8 protein-coding genes and 2 pseudogenes are annotated in these 16,936 nt (G+C 41.3%); 9 read left to right on the top strand and 1 reads right to left on the bottom strand.

Translation table 11 applies throughout. The features are described 5' to 3' along the window. Positions 1 to 6: 6 nt before the first annotated feature. The 4 genes and pseudogenes from DXA05_RS13930 to DXA05_RS13915 all read left to right on the top strand — a co-directional run bounded on the left by DXA05_RS13930 (position 7) and on the right by DXA05_RS13915 (position 6,226). Positions 7 to 1,353: a RagB/SusD family nutrient uptake outer membrane protein gene (locus tag DXA05_RS13930; protein ID WP_128859278.1), complete on the top strand. Its 1,347-nt coding sequence runs from the start codon at positions 7 to 9 to the stop codon at positions 1,351 to 1,353. Between the two features lie 21 nt (positions 1,354 to 1,374). Beyond that, a pseudogene (locus DXA05_RS28390) lies at positions 1,375 to 3,905 on the top strand (glycerophosphodiester phosphodiesterase family protein). Between the two features lie 30 nt (positions 3,906 to 3,935). Next, positions 3,936 to 4,855, top strand: a pseudogene (locus DXA05_RS13920) (glycerophosphodiester phosphodiesterase family protein). A gap of 15 nt (positions 4,856 to 4,870) precedes the next feature. Next, positions 4,871 to 6,226 (top strand): MFS transporter, encoded by a 1,356-nt coding sequence (locus DXA05_RS13915; RefSeq protein ID WP_128859277.1) that lies wholly within the window; start codon positions 4,871 to 4,873, stop codon positions 6,224 to 6,226. A gap of 104 nt (positions 6,227 to 6,330) precedes the next feature. On the opposite strand, the gene DXA05_RS13910 is transcribed toward DXA05_RS13915, so the two are convergent. Then, positions 6,331 to 7,899, bottom strand: a complete 1,569-nt coding sequence (locus tag DXA05_RS13910) for an ATP-binding protein (RefSeq protein ID WP_128859284.1) — start codon at positions 7,897 to 7,899, stop codon at positions 6,331 to 6,333. A 153-nt stretch (positions 7,900 to 8,052) separates the two neighbouring features. Here DXA05_RS13910 and DXA05_RS13905 point away from each other — a divergent pair, with 153 nt between their 5' ends. The 5 genes from DXA05_RS13905 to DXA05_RS13895 all read left to right on the top strand — a co-directional run bounded on the left by DXA05_RS13905 (position 8,053) and on the right by DXA05_RS13895 (position 16,913). After that, entirely contained in the window at positions 8,053 to 12,045 is a 3,993-nt protein-coding gene (locus DXA05_RS13905; RefSeq protein WP_128859276.1) for an ATP-binding protein, read from the top strand. Positions 12,046 to 12,201: 156 nt separating this feature from the next. After that, a complete protein-coding gene (locus tag DXA05_RS27625; protein ID WP_256144916.1) occupies positions 12,202 to 13,857 on the top strand; it encodes a SusC/RagA family TonB-linked outer membrane protein in 1,656 nt (551 codons plus the stop codon). Continuing rightward, on the top strand, positions 13,854 to 15,284 hold the full coding sequence (locus tag DXA05_RS27620) for a SusC/RagA family TonB-linked outer membrane protein (RefSeq protein WP_256144915.1): 1,431 nt from the start codon (positions 13,854 to 13,856) through the stop codon (positions 15,282 to 15,284). Before DXA05_RS27625 ends, DXA05_RS27620 begins: the two co-directional genes overlap by 4 nt. A gap of 12 nt (positions 15,285 to 15,296) precedes the next feature. Beyond that, entirely contained in the window at positions 15,297 to 15,620 is a 324-nt protein-coding gene (locus tag DXA05_RS27615; RefSeq protein ID WP_225449726.1) for a hypothetical protein, read from the top strand. Further along, positions 15,621 to 16,913: a RagB/SusD family nutrient uptake outer membrane protein gene (locus DXA05_RS13895; RefSeq protein ID WP_225449727.1), complete on the top strand. Its 1,293-nt coding sequence runs from the start codon at positions 15,621 to 15,623 to the stop codon at positions 16,911 to 16,913. Positions 16,914 to 16,936: the final 23 nt, after the last annotated feature.

Here is a 16,936-nt window from a genome sequence, read left to right as displayed (position 1 = left end):
AGATGTATGAAACGATACTATACTATAATCAACTATTTGCTATGTAGCATTTGCCTTTTGTGGATGACGGGTTGTTCAGGTATACTGGACGATATGCGGCCTAAAGATCAGATACCTCAAGATATGTTGAGCGAATCCGATTTGGAAAAGTTATTGAATGGAGTGTATGCCGAAATGGAAGAACTGGTATTCAAATTTTATATGGATGGTGATGTAAAAGGCGAGAATTTCAAGGCAGGTCCCGGATTTTCCATGAACGACCCCATGTTGATGGCTCCTAGTTCTAAAGAAGTTTTGAGCCAGTGGCAGAAATGTTTCACAGCCTTGAAGCAAGTAAATTTCTTGGTTGAAACATACGAAGCGTCATCTAATAAAGAGAGTCAGGTTGTGAAGCAGACAGGAGGGACCGGATACTACTTCAGAGCTTTGATTTATTATCATCTGGTCACTCGCTGGGGAGGAGTTCCTATCTTGCGTAAGCGCACTTACGACGTCGTTCCCATTTCCCCCGAAACCGAAGTGTGGAGTTTTATAAAAGAAGACTTGGCTAAAGCGGAAGGATTACTGTCTGATTTCACCGATCGTTTTTATGTGTCTCTTAGTGCTTGCGATGCGCTTCAAGCCAAAGTATGTTTGTCCTTGAAAGACTATACAAATGCGGCAGCTTATGCCGACAAAGTGATTACAAAATCAAATTTCGCATTGAGTACTACATCAGTTGAGTATGCCCAGGCGTTTGTCTCTAATAGCAGTAGCAAAGAACTGGTCTTTGCGTTAGCCAACAAGCGTAGTACAAGTTTGCTGTTATTTTACCAAACGGTCAATGACATTGATCCGACTTGGGATTACTCTCCTTCTACCGAATGTTACAGCCATCTTTATGATGATACCGCCGTAAAGTCAAAGGATATACGGGCAAAGGCAGTATTTGGTGCAGATAATAGCCGTATTATTAAATTCCCGAATGGAAGTACCGGTCAGTTTGTTACCAATGAACAACCGTCACAAACCCCGATTGTGGTTACCCGTGTGGCGGAAATGTATCTGATTAAAGCGGAAGCATTGGGAGCAGTCAATGGGTTGGCTACATTAAAAGAATTTATGAACAAACGCTACGCAACCGTCTTGTTGCCTTCAAATATGACTGATGCAGAGTTTCAGAATCAAATACTTGATGAGCGTCACCGCGAGTTGTATGCGGAAGGTCAACGATGGTATGATTTGAAGCGAACCAACCGTTTGGACTTGTTTTCTTCCTTGAACGGTAGAAACTACCTGATGTATTATCCTGTTCCCCAGTCGGAACGCGATTTGGCGGGAGAGGAAAATTACCCTCAAAATGAAGGCTATTAATTATCTTAGAAAGAACAAAGTATGAAGAATATAAAAATAGTAACAACGTTTTTTATCTGCTTGCTGCTACTTTCAGCATGCTCGGATGATTGGAAGGAAAATGCGCTGACAGCTAAATTTACTTTTGACAAGACAACCTACTATGTAGGCGAAGAAGTCAGTATCACGAATGAGACAGTAGGCGGAGAAGGTAATTATACCTGCCAATGGGATTTAGGGAATGGAGAGACTTCAACAGAAGTTGCTCCTAAAGTGACTTACGAAACGAATGGAGCATATACAGTGACTTTGCATGTGAAAGACAGTAAAGGAAATTATGCAATGGCTCATAAATTATTGACGATTGAAGCTGAACCTCTGCCCGAAGTCGGCAATGTGAAACTGAAATGGGTAGGTGCCCACGTGTTGGGCGAAATACGTTCTACGGCTCCGGCAGTCAGTGATGATAATAATGTATATATGACTTCCAATGACCATTATTTGCGGAAATTTTCAGCCGCTACCGGTGAACAATTGTGGGAGTTCGACTTATGGACATCGGCTGACGGTGATTCTCCGTCCGGTAATACGCATACCACTCCGAGCATTGATACGGACGGTACTGTGTATGTAGGAACAGGCGACACAAGTGGCAAAATAGGGCGCGTATATGCCATCAATCCCGATGGAACAAAGAAATGGGTCGTTGCCGGAGATGCTGAAAAAGGATTTTGGAATAAAGGACAGGCTTCAAAGCCTCGTATTAATTATCTGACTTGTGCGATTGGAGAGAATCATATCTATATGGGTAACGGCGGCTCTACGGGATCTGTGCTTGCTGTCGATAAGAATACCGGTTACAGAGTAGGTTATGTGGCAAACGCAGACAATTCCGGAGGCCCGTCGGGGGGAGTATCTGCCGGAATAGCATTGGCGAACAACACATTAATTTGGGCTGGTGGAAAGAACGGCTTATTCGGCGCGTCGGCGTCTGCACTGAATACAGGTGGTAATGTGATGTGGGCATGGCAAATATATAGTTCGGGAAATGATAAGCCTCAGAAAACATGAATGCTTCCGTAGCTGTGGACGCAACCGGCACTATATACGGAATTGCCACCTTCCCGAGTATAGGAAGCAGTGCGTTTGCTATTGGAAGCGACGGGGTTGAGAAATGGCGTACTTCGTTAGGAAATGTAGGAACACTAGACCAAGGGGGTGTTGTGATAGGCTTGGACGGAAGTATCATTGTAACGGTAAAACGTGCTCCGGGTGAAGCCACAGGAGGAATCGTTGCATTATCTCCTAATGGAGTTGTTCAATGGCATTACGGTGTGCCGGAAGACGTCAGTGGATGTGCGGCAATCGATCAGGCCGGAAATATTCATTTTGGAACGCAATCCGGTAATTATTATATCATTAAACCCGAATCCTCGGAAGAACAGCTAATCTTGAAAAAAGACTTGGCTGCACTGATTAGCGAGAGCGATTCTCCTTTAAAAGATAACTGGGAAGCGGGTATCGGAAAAATCTGGAGTTCGCCTACAATCGGACCGGATGGAACGATCTATATTGGCGTTACTCACACGGTAGATCCGTCGAAGAGTGTCCTGGTAGCTTTGGAAGATGAAGGTATAACCGGATGTGCAGCTTCGGCATGGCCGATGAAAGGGAAAGACAGCCGCCACACCAGTGCACAGTTGGGAGGCTCGGGAGAGAATCCGGGAGGCGAACCGGGCGGACAATTGCCTATTACAGGAAATCTGAAGACCGATTTAAAGAATTTATTTGATGATAGTTCCTATAAGGTCTGGCTTTGTGCCCATCGGGCGAACACGCAGAAAGGTATAGCCGATGGCATACCGGAGAATTCATTAACTTCCATAGAGTATGCAATCAATGCAGGAGTAGAAATGATCGAACTTGATGCACGTCCCACCTCTGACGGAATATTGGTGCTGATGCACGATAATACGATCGACAGAACCACTAACGGAAGCGGTGCGGTAGGAGATTATTCTTATCAGCAATTACAGCAACTCTATCTTAAAGATGCAGCAGGGAATCTGACAAACGAACGAATCCCCACTTTAGAGGACGCATTGAAGAAAGGCAAAGGAAAGGTTTATTTTAACTTGGATATAGTCAACAAAAACGTTGCCGTAGCGACAATGGTGGCATTACTTAAAAAACTCGACATGGAAAACGAAGTCCTGCTTTATGTTTCAAACAACCGTAATTATGCATACGATTTGAAAGCGGCGAACAGCACTCTGTTACTGCATCCGATGGCAAAAGCTTCAGATGATATTACCTATTTTGCTTCATCTTACACGGACAATGTGCAGATGATGCAACTTTCCACCTCGGATGCTCTTGCGGGAGCGATGACGGAAGACATTAAATCCAAAGGTTGGCTTTTATTCTCCAATATCGTAGGAGCGAATGATACGAACATGTTGTCGGACAACTATTCGGGGTTGGTAGGCATGATAAACAAACGTATTAATGTCGTACAGACTGATTATGCCGAATTAGCTGCCAAGTATTTAAAATCCAAAAAGTATAGATAATCCCCCAAAGTATAGATGATAAAGATGAATATGAAGAACTATCTGATAATAGGAATTATTTTGCTGTTTCCTTTCCGCTTGTTTGCAGATGAACCGGTGAAGGCAATTTACGCAAAGATTACGAATCCTGATAATAAAGAAGTAACCGTAGTCGCCCACCGGGCGGATTGGCGCTTTGCACCAGAAAATTCGCTGGCAGCAATAGAGAGTTCTATCCGGTTGGGAGCCGACGTCGTGGAGTTGGACGTTCAGAAAACCAAAGACGGACAGTTGATCCTTATGCATGATAAGACCTTGGATAGAACGACCACCGGAAAAGGTAAGGTTGTCGAGTGGACACTGGATTCTATCCGGACACTCCGTCTGAAGAATGGCGCTGCTTTGAGAACCAAACATCGTGTGCCTACATTGGAGGAAGCATTATTGACGGCTAAAGGGCGCGTTATGGTAAATTTGGATAAGGCTTATCGATATTCGATGAGATTTTCCCCATTCTGGAGAAAACCGGAACCGTTGAACAGATCATCATGAAGGGGTCAAAGCCTGTTGCAGAAGTGAAAAAGGATTTGGGAAAATATTTAGATCGGATCATATATATGCCAATCGTACATTTGGATCGCCCGGGAGCTATGCAGCAAATAGATGATTTCATGAAAGAACTTCACCCGGTAGCCTTCGAATTGTTGTTCGAATCGGATACTTGTCAATTCCCAAAACAAGTGAGGACGAAGCTGGAAGGAAAAAGTAAAATTTGGTATAATACCCTTTGGGATACGATGGCAGGCGGACATGATGACGACAAATCATTGGAAAACCCGGATGAAGGATATGGATATTTGATAGATAAACTTGGAGCAACAATCATTCAGACTGATCGTACCGCTTATTTACTGGAATACTTGCAAGCCCGTAAGAAACGTAATGAGCATAAGATAGACGCCTTTCATTAATATGTAACTTCGGTTATGTCATTTAAAATATTGGATTTTTATAAAATCTCTTCCCCGCTAGCCGGGGGAGAGACTGATTCAGAAGATTCTTCCCGCTTTAAGCGCATCCGTTGGGCTACATTTTTGTCGGCTACTACCGGATATGGCATTTACTATGTTTGTCGCCTTAGCATGAACGTAGTGCGCAAGCCAATTGTAGAGGAGGGAGTATTTTCCGAAACGCAATTAGGAATTATCGGTTCCTGTCTGTTTTTTGTGTATGCAGTGGGTAAGTTGACGAATGGTTTTCTTGCTGACCGTAGTAATGTTCGGCGTTTTATGTCTACGGGATTATTATGTTCCGCTTTGATAAATCTGTGTTTGGGCTTCACCAGTTCATTTTATGCCTTTGTCGTACTTTGGGGATTGAATGGTTGGTTTCAGTCGATGGGAGCAGCATCCGGAGTGGTTTCGCTCACTCGGTGGTACAGTAGTAAAGAACGGGGAACTTTTTACGGCTTTTGGTCTGCTAGTCATAATTTGGGTGAAGCATTAACCTTTATTTCCATAGCCTTATTAGTCAGTTGGATGGGATGGAGGTACGGGATGATTGGAGCTGGCATTATTGGGATATTAGGTTTCTTTATGATGCTTGTCTTTATGCGTGATACGCCACAGAGCCAGGGATTCTTGTTGAACAAAAATTCTTCATCTGTGGATTCCCATTCTTTGTCTGGTAAACAAACGGAAGATTTCAACAAAGCACAAAAGGCTGTCTTGAAGAATCCTGCAATTTGGATTTTGGCTCTGTCCAGTGCATTTATGTATATTAGCCGCTATGCGGTAAATAGTTGGGGTGTTTTCTATCTGGAAGCTCAAAAGGGATATTCTACGCTGGATGCCAGTTTTATAATATCAATCAGTTCTATTTGTGGAATCATTGGCACAGTATTTTCCGGTATCATTTCCGATAAAATGTTTTCCGGCAGTCGTAATATTCCAGCTTTAGTATTTGGGTTGATGAATGTAATAGCACTTTGTCTGTTTCTCTTGGTTCCGGGCGTACATTTTTGGATAGATGTATTGGCTATGGTTCTTTTCGGTTTAGGAATCGGAGTACTAATCTGTTTTCTGGGTGGTTTGATGGCAGTGGATATTGCTCCCCGTAATGCGTCGGGTGCTGCATTGGGAGTAGTCGGTATTGCCAGTTATATCGGTGCCGGATTGCAAGACGTGATGAGCGGTATATTAATAGAAGGTCAAAAGACGGTTCAGAATGGCGTTGACGTTTATGATTTCACGTATATCAATTGGTTTTGGATTGGTTCAGCTCTACTTTCAGTGTTGTTTGCCTTGTTCGTTTGGAATGCAAAATCAAAAGAAGTGGATTAAAGTGAGTACATTAGGTTAGAATATAAGTCTTTGTTTTCAAGGTATTAGTCACCATTCCGGGAAGTAAGTAATGATTGCTTTTTCTTCCCGGAATGGCTTTATATTTATTGATTGATTTCTACCAGCCAGCGACTTAAATTCCGGCTTTCAGCACTAAACTCTACACCTGCTTTTACTATCTCTCTGTGGTCTGTTTTATAAGGAATTAGATAACCTTTCTCATCAATTTGTTTAAGTGCCTCTTCGGCAGTTCCATTCAGCTTGAATTCAAATACATAGATGTATTTAGGAGTTTTAACCACAGCGTCGGCACGCCCACGCGAACTGCGGACTTCGGCTTCTGTAAATTGCCCCATTAGTTTGAATACCAAATAGAAGATAACTTGATAATGACGTTCGGTTTGGTCGTTCAACTCATAGGGAATACCTGCGAAGAAGGCTTCGAGACGGGTGAGGAAAGCTTCATAATCACCAGTTCGGAGTTCTTGGATGAATTTTCCAATATAAAATCCTTGGTCATTGTTCTTCATTGGAGTATAAAACGGTACAAGAAAGTTCATGAACCCATAGCGGACTTCATCGTTTGGAAAATCTAATAGATAATTTTGGAATTCTCTGTCGTAGTCTTTAATCGTCAAATATCCACTTTGATAAATCAGCGGAATAGGATTATTAACATCCATTTTATATTCTGCAAAAGAAGAAACCGGTACTTCAATTCCGCTTAATAAAGTACGGAGGTCGTATTCGCTTTTTTGCAGCAGTTCAACTAAAAATGTAGGAGTACCTGTCTGAAACCAGTAACTATCGAATTTGCATCCGTCGAAAGAATTGAGTACGCTGAAGGGATTGAATACTCCTTCGGCAAATTCGCAGAAATGATAACCATCATAGGTGGCAGCCATTTTTTGAAGTGTCTCTTCAAAAGTCAGTTGGTTTGCTTCCGACAGGTTTTTGAGTTCAGGTGTGAAAGTATCAACTAATTCTTGCCGAGTAATGCCGCAGACCGTAGCATACGGAGGCTTCATGTTGATGTCGTTCAATTGATTCAAATCACTGAATACACTGACTTGTGAGAATTTTGTCACTCCGGTAAGAAATACAAATCGCAGATAGCGGTCGGCACTTTTTAGCACTCCGTAGAAGGCTTTCAATGTCTGGCGGTAATCGTCGAGAAGTTCCAAATTGTTGATAGCTTGCAAAAGCGGCTTATCATACTCATCCACCAATACCACTACTTGTTGACCTGTTTGTTCGCATGCCCGGCGAATAACACCCCCGAATCGTGAAGAAAGGGTTCTCTCGTCAATCCCTTTCCCGTATTTAAGTTCCCATTGAGTCAGATGATTACTAAGAATTTCATTTAACTTCTCCGGTTTATCATATTTTTCTGCGTTCAAATCAATATGTAAAACCGGATATTCCTTCCATTCAGTTTCCATTTTCTCAATGGCAAGGCCTTCAAACAATTCTTTTTTGCCTAAAAAATAGGATTCAAATGTAGATAACAACAAACTTTTGCCAAAACGGCGTGGTCTGCTTAGGAAATATGGCTTTCCCATATTCGCCATTCGCCATACCAATGCCGTTTTATCCACATATAAATAATTTTTCCTTCGGATATCCTCAAAGGTCTGTATTCCAATAGGAAGTTTACGCATCAAGTCATACATATTCGGTTCTTTAGCTGTTATACACATCAAAGGTAGCAATAATTTCTAGATAATGGTAAATGAATACTTTAAAAACAGGATGCATTAGAAATATATGATATTAAAATTTTGTTTTTATTTCTATTAACAATACATTTGTGCAAACAAAGCATTATGAATAAAATCACGAACAACACACTAAGGTGGCAGAGTTACATAAATAGACTATTCTTTTTATTTCTATTATTATGTACTATTTTCGAAGTTTGTGCAGCTAATAGTAAGCCCTTTCCTTTCAGCTATGGAAATCAATATAAGAGTTTTAAAAATATACTTCTACCTCATGATGCCAATCAGGTAAATACGATTTTTCAGGATAATTCGGGATTGATATGGGTAGGTACGAAGAACGGGTTGTTTAGTTATGACGGCTACCGGATACAGGATTATGTGTTGGAAGCAGATTCTGAAACGAAGGATATATTTTCAATAGTGCAGATAGATTCAGTCCGTTTATGTTTAGGTACAGGTCGGGGAATTTTGTTTTTCAATTTGTTTACAGAACAATATGAACCAGTTAATGCACAATTAAAAAAGATAAGAACAGTACGTTCTTTGGCTCTGTTTGATAAAAAGCTATGGATTGGTTCGCGCGATAAAGATTTATATTGCTATGATTTTGAAAAAGATTCATTGATGAGTGTACCATTAACAGCATCTGATGAACAAACTATTATTTATTCTTTAGTTCCTACAGAAGCTAAATTATATATTGGTTCCTATGGTGGATTGAGCTTTTATAATCCGATAAAAAAAAAGAGAGAAAGGCTTCCTTTGCCGGAGCAGTACGAAAATGAAATGGTTAACTCTTTACTATGGGATGAAGGGCGAAACTGCCTTTGGGTAGGTACGGAAGGAGCTTTGTTTCAATATATTCCTGACACCCGGCAGATTAATAAAATACCTTCTTTCCCTGCCAATTCATTTAAAACATTAACTCTGGACGGAAAGAAAGACTTAGTAGTGGGTACAGACAACGGACTGTATATTTATGGAGTGGAATCTCATAAATTAGAGCATATTGTTCATGATTCCCGAAACAAACAATCGCTGTGTAATAATATTGTTTGGTGTGCTTTTACAGATAAAGCCAAGAATGTGTGGTTGGGGACAGATCGGGGATCCTCATTAGCAGTTTATCATCCGACTTTTCATTTTATCCATATTTCAGAAATAACCGATAATGGAATTGGAAATCAGTTTACCACAATTTTAAAAGATTCAAAAGAAAATTATTGGTTAGGAGGGATAAACGGACTTATATTGATGAACAAAGTGTCCGGTGCAGAAGAAGGACAATATAAGATTAATTGGTTCAGGTCGGGAGACAACGAACACGCTCTTCCTCACAATCGCATCAGATGTATTTATGAAGATAGAGATAAGGATATCTGGATAGCTACCGACGGCGGAATTGCCAGATATGATGTAAATACAGGCAGATTTGTTCATTACGCTATCCTTAATGCTACCCGACTGAAGAATGCAAATTGGGCTTATGATATTTATGAAGATGAGAAAGGACGTTTGTGGATTGCCACTTATCTGGGAGGATTATTTGTTGTGAATAAGAATAAACTGACTGCCGGTGATAACACCATTCCCTATCTGGCAGAGAAAAACTATTCGGATGCAAATGGTTCGTCCCCTTCTTTGAGTAATATAGTGTATAAAATAGAGGTCGATAAAAACGGCTTTGTCTGGGTGAATACACAAGAAGGCCTAGTTAGAATTGATATTCGGAATAATCACATTGAAAAGAAAGATATTTATCTGGATAAAATGATTTATGATGGCAATGACTATATTTGGTATTCGACAGAGCGCATCATTTACAGGCTTCATATATTCTCCGGTTATGTAGAGAAAGTTTGCACTTTGCCAGAGGGAAGCCATGTATATTCATTTACGGTTGAGGAGAAGAAATTGTGGTTCTCCTATACGGAAGGTATATCAGTACTTAATAGAGAGACATTGCAGAAAGAAAATATTTCAATTCCCAACTATTATTACTTGTCTTGTTTCTTAGATGATTCACATCAGCTTTTGTTATGGGGTGGTGAGGATGGAATAGCTTGTCTTTCTACGATGTTGGCGCAAAACACTGTTTCATCGGAGCCTCCGGTTACTATTACTTCTATCTGGAATAGCAAAGGACGTTTGATGCCGGGCCTTGATTATGAAGGGAAAAGTGTGAAATATCGGAATGAAGTGGAACTGCATTATTCGACGAGTAATTTGACACTCGAATTTTCTTCGTTTACTTATTCGCCGGAAACAGACAGAGCTTTTTATTACTGTCTGGACGGGGCAAACAACGTATGGACTAAATTGGAAGTAGCTCAAAACCGCATCTTCCTACCCAATCTGGAACCGGGACGATATACTATAAAAGTTCGTAACGGGAACGATACCTCTACCGCTTCATCAGTCACAAACTTTAAAATAACCATTTTACCTCCTTGGTACAGAACCTTGTATGCTTACACCATTTATATACTGATATTTTTGTGCATTGCATGGTTGATACTGTGGCGTATTCAGTTGAGGATGAAGCGTCGGTATGAACGAATGGAAAAGGAGAAAACGCTGGAATTATCCAACTTGAAAATGGATTTCTTCATGAATATATCCCATGAGTTGAAGACACCGCTTAGTCTGATTATCGCCCCTTTGAGTAAGCTGATCAGTGAGACGAAAAATCAGGAAAGCAAACAAAAACTGGAGCTTATTCATCAGAATTCATTGCGTTTGAACACTCTGATACAACAGGTGCTGAATTTCAAGCAGATGGAGTATAATAGCGAAAATGTGCTTATTCGTTCGCATATAGAACTTTGTGCTTTTTTAAAGAACATAGTCGAGAGTTTCTCTCCTGTATTCGCGGAAAAGAAGATATTTAAAAGTTTTGCTTCCAATCAAAAAGAGATCTGGATGAATCTGGACGTCCTGAAGATAGAGTCGATATTTGTCAATATTATCTCCAATGCAGTGAAGTATATGCCCGAATCGGGTGGTGAGATTCATGTCGCTATCAGGCAAGAGGGAGACAGGAATACGATTGTGGTATCCGACAACGGGATAGGCATCAAGAAAGAAGACCTCTCCTACATCTTTATTCGTTTTTACCAAAGCAAGACCGGTCGAAAGCATACGAACGGCAGTGGCATCGGGCTTTATATCGTTAAGAAATTTGTGGAACTTCATGGTGGAAGAATAGAAGTCCATAGTCAGGGAGAAGGCTACGGCACTACGGTGAAAGTGGAGTTCCCTTTGTCGGATGAAAACAGGGTTCCCATTCAAGAACATAGCGATATTCAGGAAGGCATCGTAGAAGATAATTCTTTCCCCGTACTGTTAATCATCGATGACAATCAGGAAATGGTATCTTTCCTGATAGAGACTTTTTCAAAGACTTATCGTTGTTTGAAGGCTTTCAATGGAAAAGAAGGACTTTCCGTTGTTCGGGAAAACACAGTCGATTTGATTATTGTAGACGAAATGATGCCGGAAATGGGCGGTCTTGAATTTTGCCGGGTGTTACGTCGCAATCAGCCTACAGCCTCCATTCCGGCGATAATGCTGACGGCGAAAGATGATCTTGAAACCGAGAAGAATAGCATCAAAGCAGGAGTTGATATATTTATGCCCAAGCCATTTGATATTGATAAGCTTTCTCTCCGTTTGGTTCAGTTGCAGGAAAGACGCAATAGTCTGGAGCAGAGAATACGGATAGAGAACATTTCAAAGCCGGTGGTTGAGGAGTCTTTTCAGTCCAATGATGAAATCCTGCTAGCAAAGGTGGTGAGCGTTATTGAAGAAAATATGGAGAATACGGAATTCAATGTGACGATGCTTTCCGATTTGATGGATATAGACGGTAAGCAGTTATATCGGAAGTTGAAACAGCTCACCGGTTCTAGTCCCGTCGATTATATCCGTCAAATCCGGATGAAGAAAGCGGCAGTGCTGTTGGCTCAAAAGAAATTCTCCGTTTCAGAGGTCATGTATATGGTCGGTTATACCAATGCTTCCTATTTTTCAAGATGTTTCGTCGCAGAGTTTAATATGACTCCCAAGCAATATATGCTATTGGATACTCATTAATTTTCTCTCCTTTTATAGATACAAATCGGACAGAATACTGTGAAATCGGTATTTTGTCCGATTTGTGTTAGTCTTTGTCTTTTTCGAATCCAACCATTTTCTGTATGTGCGCTAATATTGCAGAAAAATATTTTGTTAAACTTAAATGTATTAGCCATGAAACTAAAGAACTTTTTGAAAAAGGCTATTTGTTCGGTGCCGATAGTCGTAGTTCGTTCGATCTTGTTGCTTTGTATTTACTTGTCATTGGGACTTGTTGCCCGTGCTGCAACGCAACAAAGAAAGATCACTGTCTCCGGAATTGTGACAGACAGTAGCGGTGAGCCTGTTATTGGTGCGAGTATTACAGAAAAAGGAACTTCCAACGGAACTATCTCTGATGTGAAAGGACATTTTGGAATTTCAGTTTCCTCAACTGCTATTTTGCAGATTTCCTTTATCGGATATAGAACGGAAGAAGTGACTGCATCTCCTGCAAAAACGTCGCTGAAGGTTATATTAAGAGAAAATAGCGAGCAACTCGAAGAAGTGGTAGTTGTGGGATATGGAGTACAGAAAAAAGCCAATCTGACCGGCTCTGTTGCTTCTGTCAATTTTAAGGATGTGAATACGATGCCTGTAGCCAATACAACAAATATGCTCCAGGGGCGTCTGCCAGGTGTGGTACTGACCAATAATGGTGCGCAGGCAGGTAAAGATACCCCTGAAATTCGTATCCGTGGTGTCGGAACTTTGAGTGGCAATAATGATCCGATGGTTTTGATTGATGGAGTAGAAGCATCCGTTGCTCAGATAGCTCAAATTCCTGCAGGTGATATCGACAATGTGTCCGTATTGAAAGACGCGGCGTCTGCTTCCATCTATGGAGTACGTGCGGCAAACGGAGTAATCCTGATAACGACCAAAAGAGGAATGGAATCCAAGCCTGCCATTTCTTATTCCGGTAGCATTGCTCTTCAAGAGGCAACCGTATTACCCGATTATGTGGGCTCTTATGACTGGGCGAAAATGTATAATGATGCTCAAGGCACTGACTTTTATACTCCTGAAATGTTGCAGAAGATTCAAGATGGTTCCGATCCCGATCATTTTGCTAATACAGATTGGGCAAGAGAATTGTTTCATACGGCAGCGATGCATCAGCATCACCTTTCCGTCAGTGGAGGAGGAAAAGATACACATTATATGATTTCTACCTCTTATTTCAACCAGAGTGGCATTTTGAAAGAGACAGGTTACGAACGCTTTAACTTCCGTTCCAATGTAGATGCAAAGTTAGGAATTGTCAAAATCGGTTTGAACTTGGCCGGAAGTAAAGAAAAGACGGATGCTCCGGTTAAAAATATAACGGGAGATGGCTTGATGCGTGCTCTTACATGGTACACGCGTCCAACTGTCCCGGTGAAATATTCCAATGGACACTGGGGATGTGTGGATGGTACTTCTATTTCTCAAACTGTTTTCAAGAATCCGGTAGAGGAATTATATCAAGGGAAAAAAGATGATTATTCTTATCATTTCGATGGGAATGTTTTTGCAGAAGTGGATATTTGGAAAGGTTTGAAATTTCGTTCCAGTCTTGCCTATAAGTTCTTCATGAATGATGTTTCTACTTTTGTTCCTAAAGATATGCGAGTATATGATGCGGACGGGAATGTGCTAAATACAATGGGAACAAATAGTGTGAATGATTATCATTATTTGAGCACGACTTATACGAATGAGAATATACTCACCTATAATGTGCGAATAGGGAAGCATGAAACGCTGCCTTGCTCGGACATTCGGTTCAAGCGTGGAGAGAAGATTTGACCAATGCGTATAAAGAGAATTTGTCAACCGACAATCTGTATGAACTGGATGCTGCCACAGCCAATCCTAATGCAACGGGAAGTGCGGCCGAATATGCGTTGCAGTCTTTCTTCGGGCGTGTCAATTACAATTATGACAATCGTTATTTATTTGAGTTTAATATTCGTCGTGACGGTTCTTCCCGTATGCCAAAGGCGAACAGATATGCCAATTTCCCTTCTTTTTCGGCTGCATGGGTCTTGACCAATGAATCTTTCATGCAGAATGTAGAGCCACTCACTTCTTTCAAGCTTCGTGGTAGTTGGGGTAAATTGGGAAATCAGGAAATAGGTAACTATTCTTATGCTCCCACGATGGCAGCCAAATATAATTACTATTTTGGCAATCAAAAAGTGATTGGTATGGCAGATAATATAGTGGCTAATGATAAAATAAAATGGGAAACGACCACTATTACAGATGTTGGTTTTGATGCTTCTTTCTGGAAAGGACGCATTTCCATCACTTTCGACTGGTATAACAAGCTGACTTCCGATATCCTTTTGAAACTGGCAATGCCTTATACATACATCGGTTTTCTGGATGCTCCGCTTCAAAATGCTGGAAAAGTGCAGAACAGAGGTTGGGAGCTTTCTGCCAATTATTTTGATCACAAAGGTGACTTCTCGTGGAATGTGGGATTCAATCTTTCTTCCGTACGAAACAAGATTGTAGATGATAGTGGAGGGATCGATCAGAAGTGGGAGACTACTATCAACCGTGAAGGATATCCGATTGGCGCATATTACGGACTGAAAGCAATAGGTATATACCGTACGGAAGCAGACCTGAACCGCACCAACAGTAAAGGAGAAGTAATCAAGCAAGATGGGACGATGCCCGCTTTGGGAGATATCATGTACGAAGATACCGACGACAGTGGAAATGTGACTTCGGATGACAGGGTGATTATTGGTAATCCGTTCCCAAAAATGAGTTATTCGTTCAATCTGGGTTTCTCGTGGAAAGGGATAGACGTCAGTACGTTCTGGCAGGGAGTTGCCGGTATATATCGCTACAACTGGTCGCAGGCTACTATCTCCAATGGTGGCAATATGACCACGGAATGGCTCGATAGATGGAGCGAAGGCAATCCGAACGGTAGTATGCCGCGTCTGGGTAACACCGAGAACGAAGTATATTCTTCTTTCTGGTTGAAGAAATCGGATTATCTCAGGTTGAAGAACATGGAAATCGGTTATACTTTTCCTGCTCATTGGTTGAAGGGAATCGGCGTGCAGAATGTACGCTTCTATGTGGCGGGAACAAACCTATTGACATTTACTCCTTTGAAAAATTATGATCCGGAAAAAAGCAGCGGGGATATGCGGAATGATGTGCATCCCAATACCCGTACTTATTCTTTCGGCGTGAATGTGAAATTTTAAAAATAAATGAAGATGAAACTAATAAATACATACATCCTTTTGGTGTGCGCAACGATTGCGGTTACATTGCATTCTTGCTCCGACAGTTTCTTGCAGAGAGATTCTTTGGTAGCTGTGTCATCCGGAACATTCTGGACCAGTGAAGATGATGCGTTAAGTGGATTGGCGGCTTGTTATGACGGATTACAGAATAACTTTCTGTACAATGGAGATCTTTATAAAGGAGGAGGGCCGTTGGCTATGGATTGTATGACAGATAATGGCGGACATTTTAATTGGACGGGATGGATGCCGGGATATGATATTTGTAACGGTATTCACACATCCAGTTCCTAGATGGTGACATCATATTGGATGGGGGCTTATGAAGAAATAAAAAGATGTAATGCGTTGATTGGTAACATTGACAAAGTGCCGATGGATGCTTCAAAGGTTGAAATTTATAAAGCGGAAGCTGTGGTACTCCGTTCCTTAATGTATACGAATCTGACAATGTTGTATCATGATGTACCTTATTTTACCTCTATACAAAGCGTTACAGATGCGAAAGCTGCAAAAACAGACCGCGCCACTATTGTAGCAGATGTGATGAAAGATTTGAAAGATGCGGCGAAAGTTCTTCCTCCGACGGCTTCTTCATGGGGAAGGATGACCAAAGGAGCGGCGTTATCATTATTGGGGCGACTGGCACTCTACAATGAGAAATGGGACGAAGCTATCAGCGCATATCGCCAAGTAAAGGAGTTGGGATATTCATTATACAAAACAGGGGATAATCCGTATATGGATCTGTTTACCGAAGCAAACGAGCAATGCAATGAAATCATTATGAGTGTTCGGTATGAAGGTCCCGGCAAAGAAGAAGGTAACGCGATGGCCCCGCATTATGACGCTCCTTTGGAGGCTATGAATGGAACGATTGATTTGGCGGATGCCTTTTATGATATAACTACCGGTAAACCGACTACGGATAAAAAGATTGTAAATGGGTTGACAACCGAAGGAAAACCTGATTTGTGGGATCCTAATACTACTCGTTATAACAATCGTGACCCTCGTCTGAAAGTAACATTGTTTACCCCGTGGGATGGTTGGAACGATAAATGGCCTAATGCTTATGGTGGATCTGCCCCTTCTAACTCAACTCTTTATGTCTTGAAATATTTTAATCCTTCTTTAAGTAGCTCCGGCTCTTTTGATAGCGGGCAGGATTTTTATATCATACGTTATGCGGAAGTCTTGCTCTCGTTGGCTGAAGCATTGGTGGAAAAAGGTGGTTATAGTTATGATGAAGTAGTAGGATTGGTCGATGAAGTAAGAAACAGGGTGAAGATGCATACAGTGGGAGAGATAGAAAGTAAAAACGGACAGTTGGATCAAGCGGGATTGAGAGAGGTGATTCGCCACGAACGCAGAGTGGAAACTGCTTTTGAGGGCTTACGCTTATTTGACCTTTATCGTTGGAAAGAGTTGAAGAATGCAGTGGATCGGATTAATAAGGAAGCTGCGGATAATCAACTTCAATATGAATATCGCAATTATCGGGGCGAAATGGAATACGTATGGCCGATACCGTTGCATGAGACGGATGCAAATCCGAATCTGGAACAAAACGAATTATGGAAATAAACGAAAGTAATCAATAAAGAAAA

Origin of the sequence: Bacteroides sp. AM54-2NS, from assembly GCF_003602935.1 — a bacterium.
Lineage (GTDB): Bacteria > Bacteroidota > Bacteroidia > Bacteroidales > Bacteroidaceae > Bacteroides > Bacteroides xylanisolvens.
This window is presented reverse-complemented; position numbering and strand designations above follow the sequence as displayed.